Genomic DNA, 20,878 nt, shown 5'->3' with positions numbered 1-20,878 from the left:
TATGCCTACCGCTTCGTCAGTAACCTCGGCCCGACACCCTGGTCGGTAATCACCACCGGCGCGATGCTGCCATCGGGACGGAAGGTCAGCCGGTCGATCGCGATCTCGCGGTGATTGCCGTCGGTTTCGCTCAATGGGCGGCGGTGATAGACGATATACCAGTCGTCGGTGCCGGGAAGCCGCAGCAGCGAATGATGCCCCGCGCCGCGCGCGATGCGGGCATCCTGTTGCAGGACTACGCCGCGTGGGCTGAACGGCCCGACCGCGCTCGGCCCGGTGGCATAGGCGACGCGATAGTCGGGGCCGGTCCAGTCGCCCTCCGACCACATCAGATAATAGACGCCGTTCCGCTTCGCCATGAACGGCCCCTCGACATAGTCGGGCGAGGGGGTGATCGCCTTGAACGTCGTGCCGTCGGCAAAGGGCATGATTCCGGTCAGCGTATCGGACAGCCGCACGACGTTGCAGTGCTTCCATCCGCCATAATAGAGATAGACCTGCCCGTCATCGTCGCGGAACGCCATCTGGTCGATCGGCTGCGCGCCGTTTACGATCTTGTCGATCAGCGGTTTGCCGATCGCATCGCGAAACGGCCCCTCCGGCTTGTTCGAAACCGCGACGCCGATGCCGCCGGTCTGGGCATCGTTCTTGATGTCGTTCGCGCCGAAGAACAGATAATAGCGCCCGCGATGCTCGATCGCCGAGGGGGCCCACATCGAATAGGCTGCCCAGCCAACCCGCTCGACGTCGAGCACGCGCGGATGCCGCGTCCAGTGCACCAGATCGGGTGACGAAAACGCATCGAGAAACGTCTGCCGCAGGAACGGATGCCAGATGTGCGGCGCGCTGCGCTCCTTCACCTGCCACGGGGTGAAGCGACTCTGTGGCGCCGGCGGACCCTTGTCGGCGGAATAGGTCGGATAGATCCAGTAGCGGTTCCCGAAGATGCGGATCTCGGGATCGGCATACCAGCCGGGGATCGGCGGATTGGCGGCCAGCGCCGCGCGCGGCAGCACCGCAGTGGCTCCCATCGCCGCCAGCAGCGTCCGGCGGCCGATCGTCCCATCAGCGATAGTCGGCAATGGCATAGCGTCCCTCCTCGGCCGGAACGCGCGGTCCGACGATCGCGACCGCCGCCCCCGCCGCGTTGCCCGCCGCCACGCCGGCGGGCGAATCCTCGAACACCAGACACTCGCCGATCGCCACGCCCAGCCGGTCGGCGGCAAGGTGGAAGCCCTGCGGATCGGGCTTTCCCTTCGTCACATCCTCGGCAGTGACGAACACCGCCGGCACCGGCAGCCCGATCGCCGCCAGGCGTATTTCGGCAAGGTTGCGCGGCGCGGAGGTGACGATCGCCCAGTCATCGGGGGCAAGGCCGGCGATCAGGTCGTGGATGCCCGCGATCGGCACGACGCCGTCGACGTCTTCGAGTTCGGCGGCATTCAGCCATGCGGCTTCGGCATCGACATCCATGCCCGGCGTGGCGAAGCGCCGCACCGTATCCTCGCCCCGGACCCCGTGACACACCGCGATCAACGCTTCGGCATCGATGCCATGCCGATCGCACCAGCGCCGCCAGACGCGTTCGACCGCTGCGGAGGAATCGAGCAGCGTCCCGTCCATGTCGAACAGGAAGGCGGCGTAGGCGGTATCACGGAACGATGGCATGGGCGCGGTCGTACCGGGCGGGGACTGCGGAGGCAAATGGCGGTTAGCCGCTACGGGGTGGAAGTACCCCCGCGCAGGCGGGGGCCCAGAGCCGCATAGAACCGCGGTCTGCTTTTGTCGCCCTGGACCCCCGCCTGCGCGGGGGTACGCAATCGGCTGGGAAGCGACGTTACCACCACCCTCCCATCAATGCCGGAAGTGACGCATCCCCGTGAACACCATCGCCAGCCCTGCGTCGTCGGCCGCCGCGATGACTTCTTCGTCGCGGATCGATCCGCCCGGCTGGATCACCGCTGTCGCGCCTGCCTCGACCGCCGCCAGCAGCCCGTCGGCAAACGGGAAAAAGGCGTCCGACGCAACCGCCGACCCGATCGTCCGCGCCTGCGACCAGCCGGCCTTGTCGGCGGCGTCCTTCGCCTTCCACGCGGCGATGCGCGCAGATTCCAGCCGGTTCATCTGTCCCGCGCCGATGCCGGCGGTGCTGCCGCCCTTGGCATAGACGATCGCGTTCGACTTCACATGCTTGGCGACGGTCCATGCGAACCGGCAATCGGCCAGTTCTTGCTCGGTCGGCTGACGCTTGGTCACGACCTTCAGCTCGACCTGATCGAGATTGCCGGCATCGCGCGACTGGACCAGCAGCCCGCCGGCGATGGTCTTCACGCTCAAGCCGCCGCGCGCCGGATCGGGCAGATCGCCGGTCAGCAGCAGGCGCAGATTCTTCTTGGCGGCGAACACCGCCTTGGCCTCGTCATCGGCGTCGGGGGCTGCGACGACTTCGGTAAAGATGCCGCTGATCGCGCGCGCGGTCTCGCCGTCCAGCGGGCGGTTGACGGCGATGATCCCGCCGAACGCCGATACGCTGTCGCAGGCGAGAGCGGCCTGATACGCCTCGATCAGCGTGTTGCCGGTCGCCACGCCACACGGATTGGCATGCTTGACGATAACCACGGTCGGCGGGCCGTCGCGAAATTCGCTGACCAGCTCCAGCGCCGCATCGGCGTCGTTATAGTTGTTGTAGCTCAGCGCCTTGCCCTGCACCTGTTCGGCTTGCGCAATGCCGCGCGCAGCCGGCCCGCGCGGGATATAGAGCGATGCCGACTGGTGCGGATTCTCGCCATAGCGCAGTTCCGCGCCGCGCGTGAAGGCGAGGGGGAGCGTGTCGGGAAACGCCTGCCCCTGGTCGGCGAAGGCGAACCACTGCGCGATCGCCGAGTCATAGGCGGCGGTCGCGGCATAGGCTTTCGCGGCGAACCGGCGACGCGTGGCTAGGCTGGTGCCGCCGTTCGCGTCGAGTTCGGCGATCAGCGCGGCATAGTCGGCGGGATCGGTGACGATCGCCACCGCATCATGGTTCTTCGCGGCCGACCGCACCATCGACGGCCCGCCGATATCGATATTCTCGATGATCGTGTCGCGGTCGGCACCCTTGGCCACGGTCGCTTCGAACGGATAGAGATTGACGACGACGATATCGATCGCGCCGATGCCGTGTTCCTGCATCGATGCGACATGTTCGGCATTGTCGCGCACCGCCAGCAACCCGCCATGGACGATCGGGTGCAGCGTCTTGACCCGGCCGTCCATCATTTCGGGAAAGCCGGTCAGGTCCGAAATGTCGCGGACGGTGAGGCCGGCATCGCGCAGCGCGGCGGCGGTCCCGCCGGTAGACACCAGTTCGACACCATGGCGGCTGAGCGCGGTGGCGAGGTCGACGATGCCGCTCTTGTCGGAAACCGAGAGGAGCGCGCGCTGTGCGATGACATGATCCATGGGCGCGCCCTTTCGCGCGAATGGCGCGGCGGGGCAAGGGGGTGGGGGTGCGACCTTTGGGTGGCAGGAACGTCGTCGATTTGCGATAGGTTGGCGTCGCCCCCTTATGGAACGCCAAGAGAATTCGGAATGCGTGGAGCGCGTCTGCCGGTTGCCGTTTCGATCCTGCTGGCGGGTTGCTCCCCTTCGGCGATGGACATGGATAGACAGATCAGGGATGCGCAGCGGGCGTCGAAATTCGGGCCAGTCGCCGATTGGCCCCTTTCGACGGCAAACTGGTCGAAGGCGACGCCGGCGATGCGGGATGCCGCCTATCGCTTCTGCATGGAACGTCACGGGGCGGCTGCTACCTGTTTCGACGAACAGGATTATGCGCTCATCGCCGCCAACCATATCGAAACCAACGCCCGTAACGCAATTCGCCGCGAAACCGGCGATCCCGTCTTCGATGCTATTCGCGCCCGACCGGCGGCATTCGACGACGCAAGGCGCTATTGTTTCTCGGTGTATTCGGATGCCGGCGGGCAAGATGCGCGGATGCTCGGACCATGTCTATCCAGCGCGACCGGGTCTGATTTCTTCGCGATCGTACCTGTTCCATGACGCCAGACGGTGCCTCGGCCAGGGTCCGGTCATGCTCCAGCCAGCAGAAGCCTTTCGGTTGCCATGCCCGACGGACAAATATTCCGGGGACTCAACGATAACGGTATAAGCGCAGCCGATAGACTTTGTGGTCGGCCGTATCGGTCGAGAACAGGCGCAGCCCCTGTCCTTGCCCCGTTTCGTCACCGTTCAGCCGACGACCGATCCGGGGGGCACCGGTGCCAACGAGGAACTGCTCGTCGATACTTTCGATCCCGACGATCGGCGCGCCCGGCCGGTCGGTCGTGAAGGATATTTGCATGTCGCCCGCGCCGACGACGATGAACTCTTCAGCGCCGGTCTGCAGAAACATCGCCGCTACCCGGCTGAGCGGATCGAGCTTGCCATCGGGACCGGTCGCGCGCTGCACGTCGACGACATAGTCGCCGATCCGTCCGCGACCCGACCGCTGGGCACCGCCTTCGAGGATGACCGTCGAGACCGTCCCCTTTGCCTGAGCGTCGAGGATGCGCGGGGCGAGCGGAGCGAGCAGGCCGTAGAGATGCGCCATCGCCGGATCGCCTTCGCCCGCCGCCTGCAGCCCGATGCTCGCATCCCCCTGCAGCACCACGCCCTCGCCATCGATGCCGAAGGGGGAAAAGCCGATCGCACCGAGCGATCCGTAGCTGTAGAGCGCGTTCGCAGCGCCCGCGGCACCGCCGCGCGCCTCCGGCACCAGCAGCGGATTGTCCGGCCGCGCATATTGCGACGCCCAGTTCACATAGTCTTCGAAATAAATATCGGGGGCGAGGAAATCGAGCGAGGGCGCTCCCGCCTTGTAGATGTCGATCGCGAAGGGCAGCGGACCGCCGGAATTATATTGGCCCGGCTGATAGTTCGGGCGGATCAACGCTGCATTGGTGAACATCGGCAGGGCGTATTCCGCCTTCCCGGCCGCCGTGACCTTTTCGATGAACGTCGCATAGTGCCAGGCCATGAACAGCGATTCCGTCATGCCGGTGTCGCCGAAGACTTCGCGCCACGTCCCTGCCCTCCGGGCACCGGCCCGCTCCCAGGCGGTGCGCAGTTCGGGGTGAATGCGGGCCCGATCGCCGGCGAGCCGTTCCATCAGCACCGCCGGGACAGGGCCGGCGAACGCCGCCTCGGCGGCCGGCGCATGATCGCGTGACTGCGGGATGACCCCGACCTCGTTCTCGACCTGCACGGAGATCACCGTCTGTTGCGCACCATCGGCCGTTTTCAGATGGCGCATCAGCCGGGCGAACGCCCGTGCATCCGCATCGCGCGCCGCGTCGGAAAAGGTGGACAGCCGCTCGGTGCCGCGCCCGTCGGCGGTCAGCATGCGTGCGAAACGGGTCTGGTCCCGTTTGACCCAGGCGGGAACGTAGCTGGAATAGGTGTTCTTCCAGCTGCCGAACCACAGCAGCACGACCTTCAGGTCGTGCGCGCGAGCGCCGCGCAACAGCCCGTCGAGCAGCGTGAAATCGAACTGTCCCTCGACGGGCTCGATCGTCTCCCATGCGATGGGCACCAGCACCGTGTTGAGGTTCATCGCCTTCAGCTTCGGCCAGACCGGCGCCATGTACGCGAGGTCACTACTGCTCGAATTATGGATCTCCCCGCCCAGGATCAGGAACGGCTTGCCCTGGACCACGAGCTGCGTGGCTTTCCCACGCTGTTCGAGACGCGGGGGTTCCGGATCGCGCGCGTACGCGGCGGACGGCGAGAGGCAGGAGAGCAGCGCGGTTACGAAGAAAAGCAGGCGCATTGGCATTTCCGATCGCAGGAACATGGCCCTCCGCCCCCCAAAGAAATGGGCCGGTCGTAAAGACCGGCCCGAGTAGGCCTCCGGGGAGGGGAGGAAAGCAACCTCAGAACCGACCGCGCACACCGACCAGCAGCGTGCGGCCGGGGTTGTATTCGTTGAAGGTCGCGTTGGGGAACTGGAAGTAGCTCGATTGCGCTTCCTTGGTGATGTTGATGACGTTGACCACCAGCGTCGGCAGATAGTCGTTGCCGAGGATCTTGCCGAGATCGACATTGCCCGAGAAATCGAGCTGCCCGTAGCTGCGCCCGAAGATCGCCGCGTTGCCGATGCCGTTCTGGTTCAGGCCCGACTGCTGCGACCCTTCGTTATAGGTATAGGTCAGCCGTGCCGACAGGCCGTTGCCCTCGTAATAGCCGGTCACCGTATAGGTGGTGGGGGCGACGCCCAGCGCGATCGCCGGCGCGCCGGTGCCTTCGCCCTTCTGGTCGATCAGCGTCAGGTTGCCCTGCACCCCGAAGCCCTCCACGCCGATATAGCGCGTCAGGAAGTCGAGCGGCTGGGTGATCTGGAATTCCAGACCGTTGACCTTCAGCTTGCCGTTGGCGTTCACCTGCTGCTGGATCTGGATCGGCACCGCTTCGGGGGCGATGCCCGACGGACGGGCGCGGTCGAGCAGCGCCTGTTGCTGCGCCTGGGTCAGCGACGAGAAGGTGATGCCGAACGGTTCGAGCGTCGAGAAGGGCACGGTGGTCACGCCGTTGATCGTGAAGCCGGTGATCGACTTGCGGAACGCCGCGAACGCGATGACGCCTTCGCCGCCGGTGTAATATTCGAAGCCGAGGTCGATATTGTCCGAGATATATGGGTTGAGCGCGTTGTTGCCGAGCGTGCCGACGTCCGCCGAGGGCTGGACGAAGCTGGCGCCGGGCAGCAGCTGGTTCGGATCGGGCCGGGTCATCGTCCGCGAGATCGAGCCGCGCGCCACCGCCTTGCGCCCGAAGCTGTAGGCGACGCTCGCCGAGGGCAGGAAGTTGGAATAGAGCCGGTTCGTCTCGGTGAAGTTGACGATCGGGGCGTAGCATGAACCGTCGAGCGCGAAGGTCGGGCTGACGCCCGGGCAGGTCACGCCGCCCCGCGTGTTGAGCGGGTTGGGGATGGTGGTCCGACCGCCGACGATCTGTTCGGTGCGGACATAGCGGACGCCGCCGTTCAGCCGCAGCGTATCTTCGTCGCCGATGTCGAACACGCCGTTCATCTCGACAAAGGTACCGGTCACCTTTTCGCGGATCAGGCCGCCATTGGCACCGCTGCTGCCCGCGCCGGTTTCGGTCGCACCGGCCAGAAGCGCGTCATAGCCGGTCGCGGCCTTCACCTTGTCCCAGTCGACGGTGACATAGCCATTGTCGCCGGGCAGCAGGAACGACGGCACGGCGGCGGTCGGGATCAGCGAGCCGCGATAGACCAGCGGTGCGCCGCCGAGCGTCGCGGCGGTGCCATAGGCCGGATAGGTCGGATAGCCGCCGGGCACGACCGTGCCGGGCAGGTTCGCGCCGTCGCACGGCGGCTGGCGGTTCGGACCGGGCAGCACGACGCTGGGGTTGTTGCCGCAGATCGCGGCCTGCCACGGATTGGTATTGTCGAACGGCGTGATCCGGCGCTTGGTATCGTCATAGGCACCGCCGACGCGGACGCTGAACTTCGCCGCATCGCCGAATAACAGGCTGCCACGGATGCCGCGCGTCTCGGTCTCGCGCTCTTCACCGTTCAGGTTGACGCGGCCGCCGCCCGCCCAGCCGAAGTTGCGCGGGTCGTTCAGGTCGATGTTGCTGGTGATCGACGGGATGCCGCCGTCATTGGCATAGGTGACGGTCGTGCCACTGCTGGGCGGGGTGATGACGAGGAAGGTCGGGCTTTCGCGGCGGAAAGTGCTCTTCGTATAGTTCGCCTGCAGATCGCCCTTGATGAAGTCGTTGACCACGAACTCCACGCCGGGGTTCACGCCCCAATAGTCCTGCGTATCCTTGTAGGGACGATATTCGAGGAAGAACTGCGCATTGGCATAGGTGCCGCCGGTGACGGTGCAGCCGACCGAGCAGTTGGTCTGGTCATAGGTGGTGTTGAGCGGGATCGCGGCACCGTTGCGCACCGCCCAGTTCATCGCGGTGCGGGTGAATTCGGTATCGCGCTTGGCGTACATGCCGTCGACATAGAAATGCAGCGCGTCGCTTGGCCGCCATTCGAGGCTGACGAGGCCGTTATAGCGGGTGCGTTCACCGATCTCGGTGCGCGGCCGGCCCAGACGGGGCAGGATGCCGTTGTCGATCTGTTCGATCGTCGCACCGGGGTTGTTGCGCAGCAGGAACGCCTGATCGATCACCGTACCGGTGACCAGGCCGTTGCCGGCATTAGCGGGCACCGTGCCCGGAATGGTGAAATTGCCGCCGCCGGTCGCGTTGCGGGTCGCGCTGCTGCTCTGCGCCGCGGTCAGGTTCGGGTTGGTCCAGCCGATCGTTTCGAACCCGTCGACGCGGAACTGGTTCTTGACCGCCGCGCCGCCGACGAGGATGCCGAAATCGCCGAAGGTGGCGCTGGCGAGCACATGGCCGCGATAGCCCCATTTGTCCGCGCTGCTGACCTTCGACCCTTGCAGGCCATAGCTGAGATAGGGCTTGGGATTGTCGAACGGCCGGGCCGAGCGCAGGTTGACGGTGCCGGCAGCACCCCCTTCGATCTGGCTGGCGGTCGGCGACTTGCTGACGGTCAGCTGGGTGAACAGCTCGGTCGGGATCAGGTCGAGATCGACCTCGCGATTGGTGCTCTGCGCATCGAAACGGACCGAGGCGATCGCGACCGGCGCGCCGTTCAGCAGCACGCGGGTGAAGTTGGTGCCGAGACCGCGGATCGCGACGTTCGCGCCCTCGCCGGTGACTTCGCGGCTGATGGTGACGCCGGGGATGCGGTTGACCGATTCGGCGATGTTGGTGTCGGGGAACTTGCCGATATCCTCGGCGAAGATCGTGTCGGTGAAGCCGATCGAGTTGCGCTTGGCATTCGTCTGGCTGGTCAGCGACGCGCGATAGCCGGTGATGACGATGTCGTCGTTGCCGGTGGCAGAGGCATCGGCGACCTCCTGCTCGGCCCCACCCGTCCCGGCCGGAACCGTCTGCCCCTGGCCTTGCGAGGATGCGGGGGGCGCGGCCGTATCGGTCTGCGCCAGTGCCGGCGACGCGACGGTCGCGATCAGCAGGAAAGCAGTCGATGCGCGCAGTTCACGCATGAAGATATCGCGAGACATACCCTTTTTCCATCTCCAGATGCCAGCTCACTCCTGGAGCCGTGCCTTGATGGATTATGGTAGCGGTAACGGACCCGCTGTCAACCAACTTGTCCGGCTAATTTATCAGACCTATTTTCCGAGTATTCGACCACGCCGTTCGGCGCTTCGCAGACGGACGGCAGCGAGTTCGTCGCATTCGGTCTTGGCCAACAGATGCTCGATGACAGCGTCGAGATGATCCCGCATCGCCTGCCGGGCATGATCCGGGTCCTGTGCGCGCAGAGCGTCGAGCACGGTACGATGCTCGTTGAGGCGCAACAGTTCATCACCACCACGTGCGCGCTGGTGGATTGTGCGGGCCAGCGGACAGCGGTCGCGCATGTTCCACAGATCGGTGACGACGCTCACCATCGCGGCGTTGCCGGTCGCCTTGGCGATGCAGAGATGAAAATCCCGATCCGCCCGTTCGCTGACGGCGACGTCCTCGTGCGTCATCACCTCCAACAACGCTTCCAGCTCGGCGAGTTCATCGGCCGCGATCCGTTGCGCCGCCAGCGCCGCCACCTCCGCCTCGATACTCCGCCGCGCCTCGAGCAGTTCGAATGCGCCGATATCGAGCGCGGCGACCCGGCCCTTCAATGCCGATGGTGCAACGACGTAGATGCCCGAGCCCTTCCGGATCTCGACCACACCCATGATTTCGAGTGCGACCATCGCCTCGCGTACGGTGGCCCTGCTTACTGCCAGGCTCTCCGCCAGATCGCGCTCGGTCGGCAGGCGCGCACCGATAGGAAAGGTGCCGGCATGCATTTGCCCCACAGCGAAGTCGATCACGCGCCGATAGAGTTTTTCGGAATGGGCCATGTTTTCCCTTTTGGTAAGCGTGTTCAGAATGGCACCTTGCGGTAACGCCGGCAGTCAGGATGTTTTTCGCCTTTAACGAGGGCGATGGCGGTGTGGGAAGATATTGGTTCTGCGATCCCCGGCGGATGGATACTGGTCCGGCGATCACGCGGCCGATCCGGAGCGTGCGCCCGGCGGAGGCCGGGGTGTGGGCGACGGACATCCCGTACACCCCCATGGCGCGCGGCTTCGTGTATCCCGTGGCGATCGTCGACTGGTTCACCGGGGGGCTCGCATGGCGGGTGTCGATTTCGCTCGACACCGGCCAAGGCAGCCAGTTCACCGGCCCACGACGCTGTGCAACAGCCGGGACCTTCGGCCCGAACCAGCGCATCGTCCGGGTCATCGACATGGATTTTCGCCTCTTTCGAAATATCCGGCAATGCCCCGCTGCACGCGCAACAGGCTCCACAATATGCTGCCCGCGATATCGGCACCCCGGCCGATCAGCAGCAGCCAGCGTCTGGCAAACAGCGAGAGCCGATGCACCTTGTCCGTCCGACGCGTGCCCGCAAGGTCGGCCGCAGATACCATCCGTGCCAGACGGCAGTTGCTCCCCGGCCGATGCCGAACTGCCGCGCCTGCCGCGCCGTCACCGCAGACAACGCCACCCTGGCCTTGATCGCGGCACGGTGGCTTCGGCGAGGCAGGTTGCTTATCCTGCCTTGTCCCTGCGACCGCATATGCGCGCCCGGAACGGTTCAGTCATGATGACCGGGAACATATCTGTAATGTACCGCCTTGTACCATGCCAGATCGTGTTCGGGCGGGGCAACGCCGACGGGAAGCGCGCGACCATTGACCGACATCCAGTAGGACAGGCTCGCATCGCGCCACCAGCGCGCCTCGCGTTCCTGTACGGCAAGATTGGTGGCGGTCTTCTGCCAGCGTTCGTCATCGACCAGCGCACGTACGCCATCCCATTGCCGTCGCATGTCACCGACATAGGCAACGCCGCGATCGTAATGCGATACCAGATCTTCCCACAACGTCTTGCCGGAAGGCATCTTCCGGTCCCATGCGACATGATGAAACCAGAGTAGTTCGCGCTCGGGCGTGTTCCCGGGATCTGCCAGCAATTTCGCGATCGCGGGCGAGTATTGCGAAACCGCGTCACTGCCGGTCTTCGTCCGGTCGAAACCGATGCCGTTCCGGTCGGCCTTGTGATAATAGACCGGGTTCCATTCCGGACGCTTGAGGTCGTCGACCCATGGTCCCGGCCCGTAATGATGCCCGGTCGCCATCAGGTGCGCCAGCCCGAGCGCGCCGGTATAGTCGACCACCGCCTCTCGCGAACCCATCATCATCCTGACCGCGGTATCGACGACGCGCGGGTCGGTACCCCATGTCTGCTGCGCCCATTCGCGCGCGATAGGCCGGGCGGTCAGAGTCGGGTCCCATGCCATCCGTCCGAAGACGTACCAATTGGCCTGGTTGAAGGTCGAGCCGGACCAGTCGCGGTCGCGCCCGATATTGGCGACGCCCGCCATGCCGGTCAGCACGTGCCCCTCGCTGCCGCCATCGATGACGGATGCGACCGTTTCCGCACCGCGCCCGGTCTTCGCCGCCAGCGCCTCCTCGAACAACGGGCCCAGATAGGCGAGGTGGGTCGCGAAGCCGAGATATTCCTTGGTGATCTGGAATTCCATCATCAGCGGCGTTTTGGGCATCGCGCCGAACAGGGGGTGGAACGGCTCGCGCGGCTGAAAGTCGATCGCCCCGTTCTTCACCTGCACCATGACGTTGTCGGTGAAGGTGCCGTCGAGCGGCTTGAACTCGGTATATGCCTGCTTCGCGCGATCGGTCGGATCGGTGTCCGCATAGACGAAGGCGCGCCACATCACGACGCCGCCGTGCGGCTTCACCGCGGCGGCGAGCATGTTCGCACCATCGGCGTGGGTCGCGCCATAATCGCGCGGACCGGGCTGCCCCTCGCTGTTCGCCTTGACCAAGAAGCCGCCGAAATCGGGGATGGCGCGATAGATTTCATCCGCCTTCGCCTTCCACCACGCCGCGACGTGCGGATCGCGCGGGTCGGCGGTCTTCAGCCCGCCCAGTTCGATCGGCGCGGAGAAGCGCGCCGACAGATAGACCTTGATCCCCCACGGACGGAACACGTCGGCCAGCGCCGCTGCCTTGGCGATGTAACGCGGGGTCAGGCTGTCGACCTTGGCATTGACGTTGTTGAGGACCGTGCCGTTGATCCCGATCGAAGCATTGGCGCGGGCGTAGTCGGTGTAACGGGGGTCGATCCGGTCGGGGAGTGTCCACCAGTCCCACAGCGAATCGCCTGCGTACCCGCGCTCGACCGTCCCATCGAGATTGTCCCAATGGTTGAGGACGCGCAGCTGCAACTTCGGCGTGCTGGTCAGCATGGCATTGGCGGGCGTTCCGCCGGTCGCGAGGTGGCGCAGCAGGGCAAACGCGCCGTAGAGCGCGCCGCGATCGCTGTTGCCCGCGACCAGCAGCGTCGGTTTGCCGCCGATCATGACGGGACGGATCAGATAGCCCTCATCGCCCAGCGTCGCGAACGGCAGATCGAGCGCCTTGACCATGGGGGTACCGCTGGTCGCCAACGTGACATGCATCGTGGACGGCAGACGGTTCGCCAGTTCCTGCCGCGCCAGCAGAAGCGTCGGGGTTTCGCCCAGCACGATCACCTGCGCGCCGACGCGTTGCATCGCGGGGGCCGTCAGCCACAGGCGGTAACCGTCCTCGGCGCGTGCCGCCCCGGCCAGAAAGAGCGCGAGCGCGCCCACGATTCCCGTACCTGCCCGCATCGAACCGCTCCTGTCATCTGATGGCGGCATTGACATCGCCGCTTCTGCTCGGCCATGTTACCGCTATCAGTATGATTGGCAAGTCCCGGCGATCGATCGGGACATTCGTCGAACGAGAGGATTTGCGCGTGTCCGCGACCCGTTCATCGACTGCGGTTATCGCGCGGGCGTTGCCTGCTCCGCCGTGCCCCGGGGCAGTGGCACCGGTGCCGTTTCCCGCAGCCTCCCGCCTACCCGTCCATCTCGATCCACGCGCGCCGGTCGGCCTGCGCGCCCGCGACGTGGTGCGGCCGGCCTGCCCCGACATCATCATGAACCGCCCGAAGAACCGCGACGCGCAGACCGTCGTGCCCGAAATCATCCGAGGAAAATCATGCCGATCATCACCGATGCCCGCGTCATCGTCACCTGTCCCGGACGCAATTTCGTAACCCTGAAGATCACCTGCGACGATGGTACGACAGGGGTCGGCGACGCGACGCTCAACGGCCGCGAGCTGGCAGTGGCAGCCTATCTGTCGGAGCATGTCGTGCCATGCCTGATCGGACGCGATGCCCACCGAATCGAGGATATGTGGCAATATCTGTACCGGGGGGCGTATTGGCGGCGCGGTCCGGTGACGATGACCGCCATCGCCGGCGTCGACATGGCGTTATGGGATATCAAGGGCAAGATCGCCGGGTTGCCGGTCTATCAGTTGCTGGGCGGCGCGGCGCGCGATGCGTGCATGGTCTATGCCCATGCCAATGGAACGTCGATCGAGGACACCATCGCCACCGCCGTCGCCGAGCGCGACAAGGGGTATAAGGCGATCCGGTTGCAATGCGGGGTGCCCGGGCTTGCCTCCACCTATGGGGTCGCGAAGCCCGGGCAACGCTATGAACCGGCCGATGGCGACCTGCCGAGCGAGGCGGTGTGGTCGACCGAGAAATACCTGCGCGTCGTGCCGGAATTGTTCGCCGCCGCGCGCGAGGCGCTGGGGCCGGACGTCCATCTGCTCCACGATGTCCACCACCGGCTGACCCCGATCGAGGCGGGGCGGTTGGGGCGCGATCTGGAGCCGTATCGCCCGTTCTGGATCGAAGACCCGACGCCCGCCGAGCATCAGGATGCCTTCCGGCTGATCCGCAAGCATACCACCACCCCGATCGCCGTCGGCGAGGTGTTCAATTCGATCTGGGATTGCAAGGCGCTGATCGAATGCCAGCTGATCGACTATATCCGCGCGACCGTCGTCCATGCTGGGGGCATCACCCACCTGCGCCGGATCGCCGCGCTTGCCGATCTGTACCAGATCCGCACCGGCTGCCACGGCGCGACCGACCTTTCGCCGGTCGCGATGGCGGCGGCGCTCCATTTCGGGCTGTCGATCCCGAACTTCGGGGTGCAGGAACACATGCCGCATTCCGCCGAAACCGATGCGGTATTCCCGCATCAATATCGCTTCGAGGATGGGATGATGCATCCGGGCACTGCGCCGGGGCTGGGCGTCGATATCGACGAGGCCCTGGCAGCAGGACACGAATACAAGCGCGCGTATCTGCCGGTGAACCGGCTCGAGGACGGAACCTTGTGGCATTGGTAAGACGGCTCGTTCCGGCGCGACGGTCACAGGGCGCGACAATCAGGATAGAGGGATAAGGACGGAAATGGGTGTCGTCACCGATGCGGCGCGACAGGCGCCCGAAACCGCCGCTATTGCCGTGCCCCGCCCGCGCGGTCGGGTGCGGTGGGTCATCTGCGCCCTGCTGTTCGTGGCGGTGATATTGTCGTATATCGACCGCCTCGTGCTGGGGGTGCTCAAGCCGCAGCTGGCCGAGCTCTATGGCTGGACCAACGCCGGCTATGGCGACGTCACCGGGTATTTTCAGGTCTTCTACGGAATCGGGTTCCTGCTGTTCGGGTGGCTGATCGATCGGATCGGTCCGAAATACGGCTATCTGCTGGCGATGGGCAGCTGGACGCTGGGGCATTTCGCGCAGACGCTGGCCACCTCGACCACCGGCTTCGTGATCGCGCGTATCCCGTTGGCGTTTGGCGAGGCAGGGACCTATCCATCGGCACTGGCCGCGGCGTCGCAGTGGTTTCCCCGCAAGGAACGCGCGCTGGCGATCGGCATCTTCAATGCCGGTGCCAATGTCGGTGCGGTGGTCACCCCGCTGCTGATCGGCTTCATCGTCACCGGGATGCTGCTCGACTGGCGGTGGGCGTTCATCATCACCGGGATGTTCAATCTGGTGTGGCTGTTCGCGTGGTGGCGGCTGTATCACAAGCCCGCCGACCACCCGACCCTGACCCGCGAGGAGCGCGCCTGGATCGACGTCGAGCCGCAACAGGACCATGGACGCGCTGGGTTCCTGCAGGTGCTGCGCCACCGCGAGGCATGGTCCTACATGGCGGGACGGTTCCTGATCGATCCGGTGTGGTGGACGTTCCTGTTCTGGCTCCCGGATTTCTTCAACAAGACCTATGGCTACGACCTGAAGCGTTTCGGACCACCGCTGGTCGCGATCTACATCCTCGCCGATCTGGGGGCGATCGCCGGCGGATGGTATTCGTCGCACCTGCTCAAGCGCGGCGTGTCGACCGGTGCCGCCCGCAAGCGGGCGATGTTCGTCTGCGCCCTGTTCGCGTTGCCGGTGATGTTCGCCGGACAGGCCAGCAACATCTGGATCGCAGTGACGCTGATCGGACTGGCCTGCGCCGCGCATCAGGGGTTTTCGACCAATCTGTTCGCACTGCCCGGCGACCAGTTTCCGCGGTTCGGACAGGGAACGCTGATCGGACTGGGCGGATTTGCGGGAGCGGTCGGCGGGTTCATCGCGTCGAAGTCGCTAGGCATACTGCTGGATACGATCGGCAGTTACGGGCCGTTCTTCGTTGCGTGCGGGGTCGCATATCTGGTTGCGTTGCTGGTCTTCCATCTGCTCAATCCGACCTATCGCAAGGTCGAATTGCGCGCGGACGATTAGGGCGATGACGGTGGTTCGACATGGTCCGGTCATGCCCTAGGCGGACAGCAATTTCGCGATCCATCGGCTGCGGTCGAACTGGCCGCAGACGATGACGATCGCGGCGGTGAGAGGTACGGCGATCAGTGCGCCGGCGATGCCCCAGACCCAGCTCCAGAACGTCATCGCAACGATGATCGCCAGCGGCGACAGCGACAGCTGCTTGCCCTGCAACAGCGGGTAGATCACGTTGCTGATCGTCATTTGCAGGATGACGAAGCCGACGAACACCAGGGCCGGCATTTGCCACCCGCCGAACTGGACGAAGGCGAACAGCACCGGCGGCACGATCCCGACGATGTTACCGATCACCGGCACGAAATTGAGCAGGAAGTTGAGAATTCCCCACACCAGCGCCAGCTCCAGCCCGGTCATCCACGACCAGAGCGCGGAGGCGACGCCGGTCAGGATGCTGGTGGCGAGCGTCGTGCCGAGATAACGGCGCACCTGACCCGAAATCTCCTCGCCGACCTCCAGCATGCCGCGCCGGGCACCGCCTTCGAACATCTCGTATAGCCGCCGCCGCAGCCGGGGCACTTCGGGCAGGCCGAGCATCACCACGATGCCGATGAAGCCGACATAGGTGACGAAGGCGTAGGCACCACTCGCCAGCATCTGCAACATCGCCACGATGCGCTGGCGGTTGATCGTTCCCGCGATCGGCACGCCGTGATCGGCCGCCCAGGCGGCAATCCGCGCATAGGCGTTCTCAAGCCCCGCCCACTGTGCCGACATCGCACCGATCACCTGCCCGATCGACAGGTACACCGCTGCGGCAAAGGCAGCGAGGATCGCGATCAGCGACAGAAGCGTCAGCGTATAGGCGAGCCATGACGCCATGTAGCGCCCGAGCCACCGCTTGAGCGGCCACAAGGCCGCGACGATGATCGCGGCGAAGGCGATCGGCATGATGACCGCGAACCCCGCTTGCAGCGCCGCGATCAGCAGGATCGCGGCGATGATCGTCAGCATGCGGTTGCGATAGCGGTCCTGCACCGAACCTTCCGTCATTCGCTCAGCTCCTCGATTGCGGTACCGACATCGGCCATCGCTTCGGCATTGAGGCGGGCCCCGAGGAGCAGCACCCAGGCGGACACCATCAGCCACAGCATCAACACGACCACGGCTGCGAGCGAGCCATAGGTGTCGTCGAACCGCGCGACATGCGCGACATAGGTGCGGAACAGCAGCGTCGCAGCGAGCCACATCGCCACGCCGGCGATGGTGCCTGGCAAGGCGTCGCGCCATGCGATCGGCTTTTGGGCGGCGGGGGCGTAGCGGTACATCAGGATCAATCCGGCACCCGCGCCGAGCGTCAGCGAGCCGAACAGGGTGGCCGCGGAGACGAACTGCGCGCCGGGCAGACCGTCCGGCACATAGCTTTGCAGGAACGCCAGGATCGACAACGACACGAGAGCCGTCAGCACGATCGCCGCGCACCCGAGCACCAGCGCGGTCGAGGCGAGTTGTCGCCTCAACCCGCGCCGCTCACGCTCGATCCGGTAGGCAAGGTTGATACCGTGCAGCAGCGATCGTCCGGCGCGGCGCGCGCTGAACAGCGTGATACCGATCGAGACGATCAGCGTCGCGACCGAGGTGCGATCGGTGGTCAGGCTGTTATGCAATCCCCGCTCGATGATCGATCGCGCGTCGAGCGGCATGATTGCGGTCAGGGTGGACAGATTGCGCGCGACCGTCGCGGCCGGCACGAAGAAGCCATAGGCCCCCGCGACCAGCCCCACCAGCGGGACGATCGCGAGGAACGCCGCAAACGCGATCGAACTGGCCGCGATGCCGAAGTCGTCGCGCAGTCCGCCGCGCACCGTCCGGAACGAAAGCGCCGTCCAGCGCAGGAATATGGTCGTTGCCCCAAGCGTGCGCTTGCCTGTGGCTCCGTAAATGGCCCAAGCCATGCCGCTGTACCTCGATCGATCCCAACCGCCATGGGCGGGTGACGAGACCGTAACGATCATCCGCGACTTCGGTGACATCACCGGCAAAAAAGGAAGATGGATCAGATGATCTCGAAGGCGCGTATTGGCTGGCTGGTGCGCCGCGTTGCACGAAAGATCTGGTTCCGGGCGGCGGTCATCAGCGCGGCCAGCGTCGTGGTCGCCGCCCTTGCGGGGATCGTCGCGCGGGCAGTGCCGTATCACTTCACCGGCGACATCGGTCAGGACGCCGTTGGAACGGTGCTCCAGATCATCGCCTCGTCGATGCTGGCCGTCACGACGTTCTCGCTAACGGCGATGGTCAGCGCCTATTCGTCGGCTACCCAGCTGGCGACGCCCCGCGCGACGCAATTGCTGATCTCCGACCGCATGTCGCAGAATGCGCTCTCGACGTTTCTCGGGGCGTTCATCTTCGCCATCGTCGGCATCATCGGTTTGCAGACGCGCCTGTACGGTGGACAGGGCCGTGTACTGCTGCTGATCGCGACCGTCCTGCTCGTGGCGCTTGTCGTTGTCACGCTGCTGCGCTGGATCGCGCATCTTGCCGCCTTCGGGCGGATGTCGGACGTGATCGACCGGGTCGAGGACGCGGCATGCTCCGCCATGCGGACGTTCGCCAGCGACCCCTTTGGCGGCGGACGACCGGCCGTGCCGCTCCCTGCCGGTGCGCGGCCGGTACGGTCGGACCGGATCGGGTATGTGACGTACATCGATTTCGATCGCCTCGCCGCGCAGGCCCGGCACCGCGATATCGCGGTGTACGTCACGGCGATCCCCGGCACGTTGGTGCACAAGGGCCGCCCGCTGCTGCACGTCGTGGGTGGCGACGACCGGGAACAGGACGGCGACCTTGCGAAAGCCTTCACTATCGAACGGCACCGCGATTTCGAGCACGATCCCCGGCTCGGCCTGATCGCGCTGGGCGAGATCGCCGGGCGGGCGCTTGCCCCTGCCACCAACGATCCCGGCACCGCGGTGGAGGTGTTGAACGCCCTTTTTCGAACGCTGAGCGAACTGCCTGCGCAGGGCGCGGTGCCGGACGATGATCGGCCGCCCGTCCACGTGGCGCGCCCCTCTGTCGAGGAGCTGGTTCGCGCCGGCTTCGCGCCGATCGTCCGGGAGGGGGCAGGCGAGGAGGAAGTGGCGATACGCGCCTTCAAGATATTGCTCGCGCTTGGGGAAACGCTGCCCCATGCCGGGCAGGTCACGCGGGCGCTCGCCGATGAACTGGCGCAGAATGTCGCGCGGGTGATGCTCGACACGGCGGCTGCGGCCAGAACGTTGGCCGTTCGTGCAGATCGATCGTAACGGCCGCCCCGAAATATCATTCTTCCGGGAAAGCCCCGTCCGTCTCGCTGGCCATTCGAGACCGTCCGAAAACGTGGATCAGGATTCCCTGGGTCGTCTGGGCGGTGTAACCTGCAGTCATGGCGTATATCGAGGGTCATGCTCGGGACCGGGCGTGAGACCGTCCGAAAACGTGGATCAGGATTCCCTGGGTCGTCTGGGCGGTGTAACCTGCAGTCATGGCGTATATCGAGGGTCATGCTCGGGACCGGGCGCTGCTGCTGCCGGCGTCGGTTGAGGACTATGTCGCGGCGGACAACCCGGTGCGGTTCATCGACGCCTTTGTCGATGACCTCGATCTGGGCGATGCCGGTTTCCAGCGCGCGCGGCCGAAGGCGACGGGGCGTCCCGGCTACGATCCTGCCGATATGCTCAAGCTGTACCTGTACGGCTATCTCAACCGGGTGCGGTCGAGCCGGCGTCTGGCGATGGAGGCGGCGCGCAATCTCGAACTGATCTGGCTGCTGCGCGGGGTTCGACCGGACTTTCGCACCATCGCCGACTTCCGGCGCGACAACCGGGGCGCGTTCAAGGCGGTGTTTCGCGCCTTCGTCCTGCTGTGCCGCAAGCTCGACCTGTTCGGGTGCGAGTTGCTGGCGGTGGACGGCACGCGGCTGAAGGCGGTGAACAGCCGGGCGCGCAACTTCAGCCGTGAGCGACTGGCGACGTATCTCGCCGCGGTGGATGCGCGACTGGAGCGCTACCTGGCCGAGCTGGACGAGATCGACCGCGGCGAGGATGGTGCCGGCACCGGTCGCGGCGATACCGTGGCGACGAAGATCGCCCGCTTGCGCGAACAGCGTCAGGTCAGTGCGGCGCTGCTCGGCCAGTTGGAGGACAGCGGCGAAGGGCAGATATCGCTCACCGATCCAGACGCCCGCCTGATGGTCGCGCATTCCAAGGTCACGGTCGGCTACAATGCCCAGGTCGCGGTCGACGCCAAACACAGCCTGATCGTCGAGCAGCACGTCACCAATGCCTGCAACGACATGGGGCTGTTGGCTCCCACCGCCGGCGCAGCGATGGAGGCGCTCGGGGTCGAGCGGATCGATGCGGTCGCCGACATGGGGTATCACTCGGGAGACGATATCGTCGCGTGCGAGGCGGCCGGCATCACGCCCTACATTCCCCGCCCGCGTCGCGGCACCGCCGTCGGCAACGGCCTCTTTCCCAAGGAGCGGTTCCGCTACGATCCGGTGGCCGACGTCTATCACTGCCCCGGCGGGCAGGTGCTGGACACCCTCTACGCTTCGGTGACGCGCGGACACCTGTCGATCCAGTATTCCAGCCCCGCCGCCTGCGCCGGCTGCCAGATCAAGGCGCGCTGCACCACGGGACGCTGGCGACGCATCAATCGCGGCGAACACGAGGCAGTCATCGAGCGCATGTGGGCACGCCTCGCGACGCGGCCGAGCATCCTCACCATCCGCAAGTCCACGGTCGAACACCCGTTCGGCTCAATCAAGCAGTGGATGAACCAGGGCGCGTTCCTGATGCGCGGGCTGGAGAAGGTCCGCGCCGAATTCAGCCTGACGGCACTCGCCTACAATCTCAGGCGGGCCATCGCCTTCATCGGCGTGCCGGGGATGATCCGGGCGGTGCAGGCCTGAGCCAGGCTACCCGACACGTCGTGTTCCACGCCCTATACTGCCCCCTGCGACGCTCATTTCCCGCCTCGCCACGCATCGAGGCTCGAGTACGACGCTTTCCCGGCTTTACCGTGCAGCGCTGGCGTTCGGTACCTCCCGCAAAAAGTTTTCGGACGGTCTCCCCGCAAAAAGTTTTCGGACGGTCTC

Annotated in this window: 15 protein-coding genes and 1 pseudogene; 7 read left to right on the top strand and 9 right to left on the bottom strand. The window is 65.6% G+C overall.

The genetic code is table 11. The features are described 5' to 3' along the window. Nucleotides 1-5: 5 nt before the first annotated feature. The 3 genes from ASE70_RS17450 to purH form a co-directional block, all read right to left on the bottom strand. Nucleotides 6-1,088: a glycoside hydrolase family 43 protein gene (locus tag ASE70_RS17450; protein ID WP_082451111.1), complete on the bottom strand. Its 1,083-nt coding sequence runs from the start codon at nucleotides 1,086-1,088 to the stop codon at nucleotides 6-8. Beyond that, nucleotides 1,066-1,668 (bottom strand): HAD-IA family hydrolase, encoded by a 603-nt coding sequence (locus ASE70_RS17445; protein ID WP_056507599.1) that lies wholly within the window; start codon nucleotides 1,666-1,668, stop codon nucleotides 1,066-1,068. The genes ASE70_RS17450 and ASE70_RS17445 overlap by 23 nt, the downstream gene beginning before the upstream one ends. 186 nt (nucleotides 1,669-1,854) lie before the next feature. Next, nucleotides 1,855-3,441 (bottom strand): bifunctional phosphoribosylaminoimidazolecarboxamide formyltransferase/IMP cyclohydrolase, encoded by a 1,587-nt coding sequence (purH, locus tag ASE70_RS17440; protein ID WP_056507598.1) that lies wholly within the window; start codon nucleotides 3,439-3,441, stop codon nucleotides 1,855-1,857. A 129-nt stretch (nucleotides 3,442-3,570) separates the two neighbouring features. On the opposite strand from purH, the gene ASE70_RS20820 reads away from it, so the two are divergent. Continuing rightward, nucleotides 3,571-4,044: a hypothetical protein gene (locus ASE70_RS20820; protein WP_235520039.1), complete on the top strand. Its 474-nt coding sequence runs from the start codon at nucleotides 3,571-3,573 to the stop codon at nucleotides 4,042-4,044. A gap of 91 nt (nucleotides 4,045-4,135) precedes the next feature. On the opposite strand, the gene ASE70_RS17430 is transcribed toward ASE70_RS20820, so the two are convergent. The 3 genes from ASE70_RS17430 to ASE70_RS17420 form a co-directional block, all read right to left on the bottom strand. Next, nucleotides 4,136-5,812 carry a GH35 family beta-galactosidase gene (locus ASE70_RS17430; protein ID WP_056507587.1) on the bottom strand — a complete coding sequence of 559 codons (1,677 nt, stop codon included), beginning with the start codon at nucleotides 5,810-5,812 and terminating at the stop codon, nucleotides 4,136-4,138. Between the two features lie 103 nt (nucleotides 5,813-5,915). After that, nucleotides 5,916-9,107 (bottom strand): TonB-dependent receptor, encoded by a 3,192-nt coding sequence (locus ASE70_RS17425; RefSeq protein ID WP_056507585.1) that lies wholly within the window; start codon nucleotides 9,105-9,107, stop codon nucleotides 5,916-5,918. Between the two features lie 111 nt (nucleotides 9,108-9,218). Next, nucleotides 9,219-9,953, bottom strand: a complete 735-nt coding sequence (locus ASE70_RS17420; protein ID WP_056398841.1) for a FadR/GntR family transcriptional regulator — start codon at nucleotides 9,951-9,953, stop codon at nucleotides 9,219-9,221. A 185-nt stretch (nucleotides 9,954-10,138) separates the two neighbouring features. On the opposite strand from ASE70_RS17420, the pseudogene ASE70_RS21145 reads away from it, so the two are divergent. Further along, nucleotides 10,139-10,255, top strand: a pseudogene (locus tag ASE70_RS21145) (IS3 family transposase); the annotation flags it as partial. A 438-nt stretch (nucleotides 10,256-10,693) separates the two neighbouring features. Here the strand turns inward: ASE70_RS21145 and ASE70_RS17410 are convergent. Continuing rightward, nucleotides 10,694-12,772, bottom strand: coding sequence for an alpha-glucuronidase family glycosyl hydrolase (locus tag ASE70_RS17410; protein ID WP_056398837.1), 2,079 nt, complete (start codon nucleotides 12,770-12,772; stop codon nucleotides 10,694-10,696). 20 nt (nucleotides 12,773-12,792) lie between these two features. Here ASE70_RS17410 and ASE70_RS20245 point away from each other — a divergent pair, with 20 nt between their 5' ends. From ASE70_RS20245 to ASE70_RS17400, 3 genes are all read left to right on the top strand, one after another. Next, nucleotides 12,793-13,203, top strand: a complete 411-nt coding sequence (locus ASE70_RS20245; RefSeq protein WP_162236005.1) for a hypothetical protein — start codon at nucleotides 12,793-12,795, stop codon at nucleotides 13,201-13,203. Next, the gene (gene manD / locus ASE70_RS17405; protein WP_056398832.1) at nucleotides 13,146-14,357 is read left to right on the top strand and encodes a D-mannonate dehydratase ManD; all 1,212 of its coding nucleotides are present in this window, start codon (nucleotides 13,146-13,148) and stop codon (nucleotides 14,355-14,357) included. Before ASE70_RS20245 ends, manD begins: the two co-directional genes overlap by 58 nt. Nucleotides 14,358-14,421: 64 nt before the next feature. Then, entirely contained in the window at nucleotides 14,422-15,744 is a 1,323-nt protein-coding gene (locus tag ASE70_RS17400; protein ID WP_056398829.1) for an MFS transporter, read from the top strand. 36 nt (nucleotides 15,745-15,780) lie between these two features. Here ASE70_RS17400 and ASE70_RS17395 read toward each other — a convergent pair whose 3' ends face one another. Together ASE70_RS17395 and ASE70_RS17390 are read right to left on the bottom strand one after the other, a co-directional pair. Then, nucleotides 15,781-16,794, bottom strand: a complete 1,014-nt coding sequence (locus ASE70_RS17395) for an AI-2E family transporter (protein WP_056507583.1) — start codon at nucleotides 16,792-16,794, stop codon at nucleotides 15,781-15,783. Further along, nucleotides 16,791-17,696, bottom strand: a complete 906-nt coding sequence (locus ASE70_RS17390; RefSeq protein ID WP_056507582.1) for a YihY/virulence factor BrkB family protein — start codon at nucleotides 17,694-17,696, stop codon at nucleotides 16,791-16,793. The genes ASE70_RS17395 and ASE70_RS17390 overlap by 4 nt, the downstream gene beginning before the upstream one ends. Nucleotides 17,697-17,792: 96 nt before the next feature. On the opposite strand from ASE70_RS17390, the gene ASE70_RS17385 reads away from it, so the two are divergent. Both ASE70_RS17385 and ASE70_RS17380 read left to right on the top strand, forming a co-directional pair. Continuing rightward, nucleotides 17,793-19,043: a DUF2254 domain-containing protein gene (locus tag ASE70_RS17385; RefSeq protein WP_235520037.1), complete on the top strand. Its 1,251-nt coding sequence runs from the start codon at nucleotides 17,793-17,795 to the stop codon at nucleotides 19,041-19,043. 218 nt (nucleotides 19,044-19,261) lie between these two features. Beyond that, nucleotides 19,262-20,692, top strand: a complete 1,431-nt coding sequence (locus ASE70_RS17380) for an IS1182 family transposase (RefSeq protein ID WP_056507581.1) — start codon at nucleotides 19,262-19,264, stop codon at nucleotides 20,690-20,692. Nucleotides 20,693-20,878: the final 186 nt, after the last annotated feature.

Source organism: Sphingomonas sp. Leaf22 (assembly GCF_001421715.1).
Classification (GTDB): Bacteria; Pseudomonadota; Alphaproteobacteria; order Sphingomonadales; family Sphingomonadaceae; genus Sphingomonas.
The sequence above is the reverse complement of the archived record's forward strand: the minus strand, read 5'-3'. Positions and strand labels throughout refer to the sequence as shown.

Bases quoted from the DNA above. Each gene is read 5' to 3' on its own strand.
- ASE70_RS17450 (WP_082451111.1), bottom strand. From the start codon at position 1,088: ATGCCATTGCCGACTATCGCTGATGGGACGATCGGCCGCCGGACGCTG.
- ASE70_RS17445 (WP_056507599.1), bottom strand. From the start codon at position 1,668: ATGCCATCGTTCCGTGATACCGCCTACGCCGCCTTCCTGTTCGACATG.
- purH (WP_056507598.1), bottom strand. From the start codon at position 3,441: ATGGATCATGTCATCGCACAGCGCGCGCTCCTCTCGGTTTCCGACAAG.
- ASE70_RS20820 (WP_235520039.1), top strand. From the start codon at position 3,571: ATGCGTGGAGCGCGTCTGCCGGTTGCCGTTTCGATCCTGCTGGCGGGT.
- ASE70_RS17430 (WP_056507587.1), bottom strand. From the start codon at position 5,812: ATGCGCCTGCTTTTCTTCGTAACCGCGCTGCTCTCCTGCCTCTCGCCG.
- ASE70_RS17425 (WP_056507585.1), bottom strand. From the start codon at position 9,107: ATGTCTCGCGATATCTTCATGCGTGAACTGCGCGCATCGACTGCTTTC.
- ASE70_RS17420 (WP_056398841.1), bottom strand. From the start codon at position 9,953: ATGGCCCATTCCGAAAAACTCTATCGGCGCGTGATCGACTTCGCTGTG.
- ASE70_RS17410 (WP_056398837.1), bottom strand. From the start codon at position 12,772: ATGCGGGCAGGTACGGGAATCGTGGGCGCGCTCGCGCTCTTTCTGGCC.
- ASE70_RS20245 (WP_162236005.1), top strand. From the start codon at position 12,793: ATGGCGGCATTGACATCGCCGCTTCTGCTCGGCCATGTTACCGCTATC.
- manD (WP_056398832.1), top strand. From the start codon at position 13,146: ATGCCGATCATCACCGATGCCCGCGTCATCGTCACCTGTCCCGGACGC.
- ASE70_RS17400 (WP_056398829.1), top strand. From the start codon at position 14,422: ATGGGTGTCGTCACCGATGCGGCGCGACAGGCGCCCGAAACCGCCGCT.
- ASE70_RS17395 (WP_056507583.1), bottom strand. From the start codon at position 16,794: ATGACGGAAGGTTCGGTGCAGGACCGCTATCGCAACCGCATGCTGACG.
- ASE70_RS17390 (WP_056507582.1), bottom strand. From the start codon at position 17,696: ATGGCTTGGGCCATTTACGGAGCCACAGGCAAGCGCACGCTTGGGGCA.
- ASE70_RS17385 (WP_235520037.1), top strand. From the start codon at position 17,793: ATGGATCAGATGATCTCGAAGGCGCGTATTGGCTGGCTGGTGCGCCGC.
- ASE70_RS17380 (WP_056507581.1), top strand. From the start codon at position 19,262: ATGGCGTATATCGAGGGTCATGCTCGGGACCGGGCGCTGCTGCTGCCG.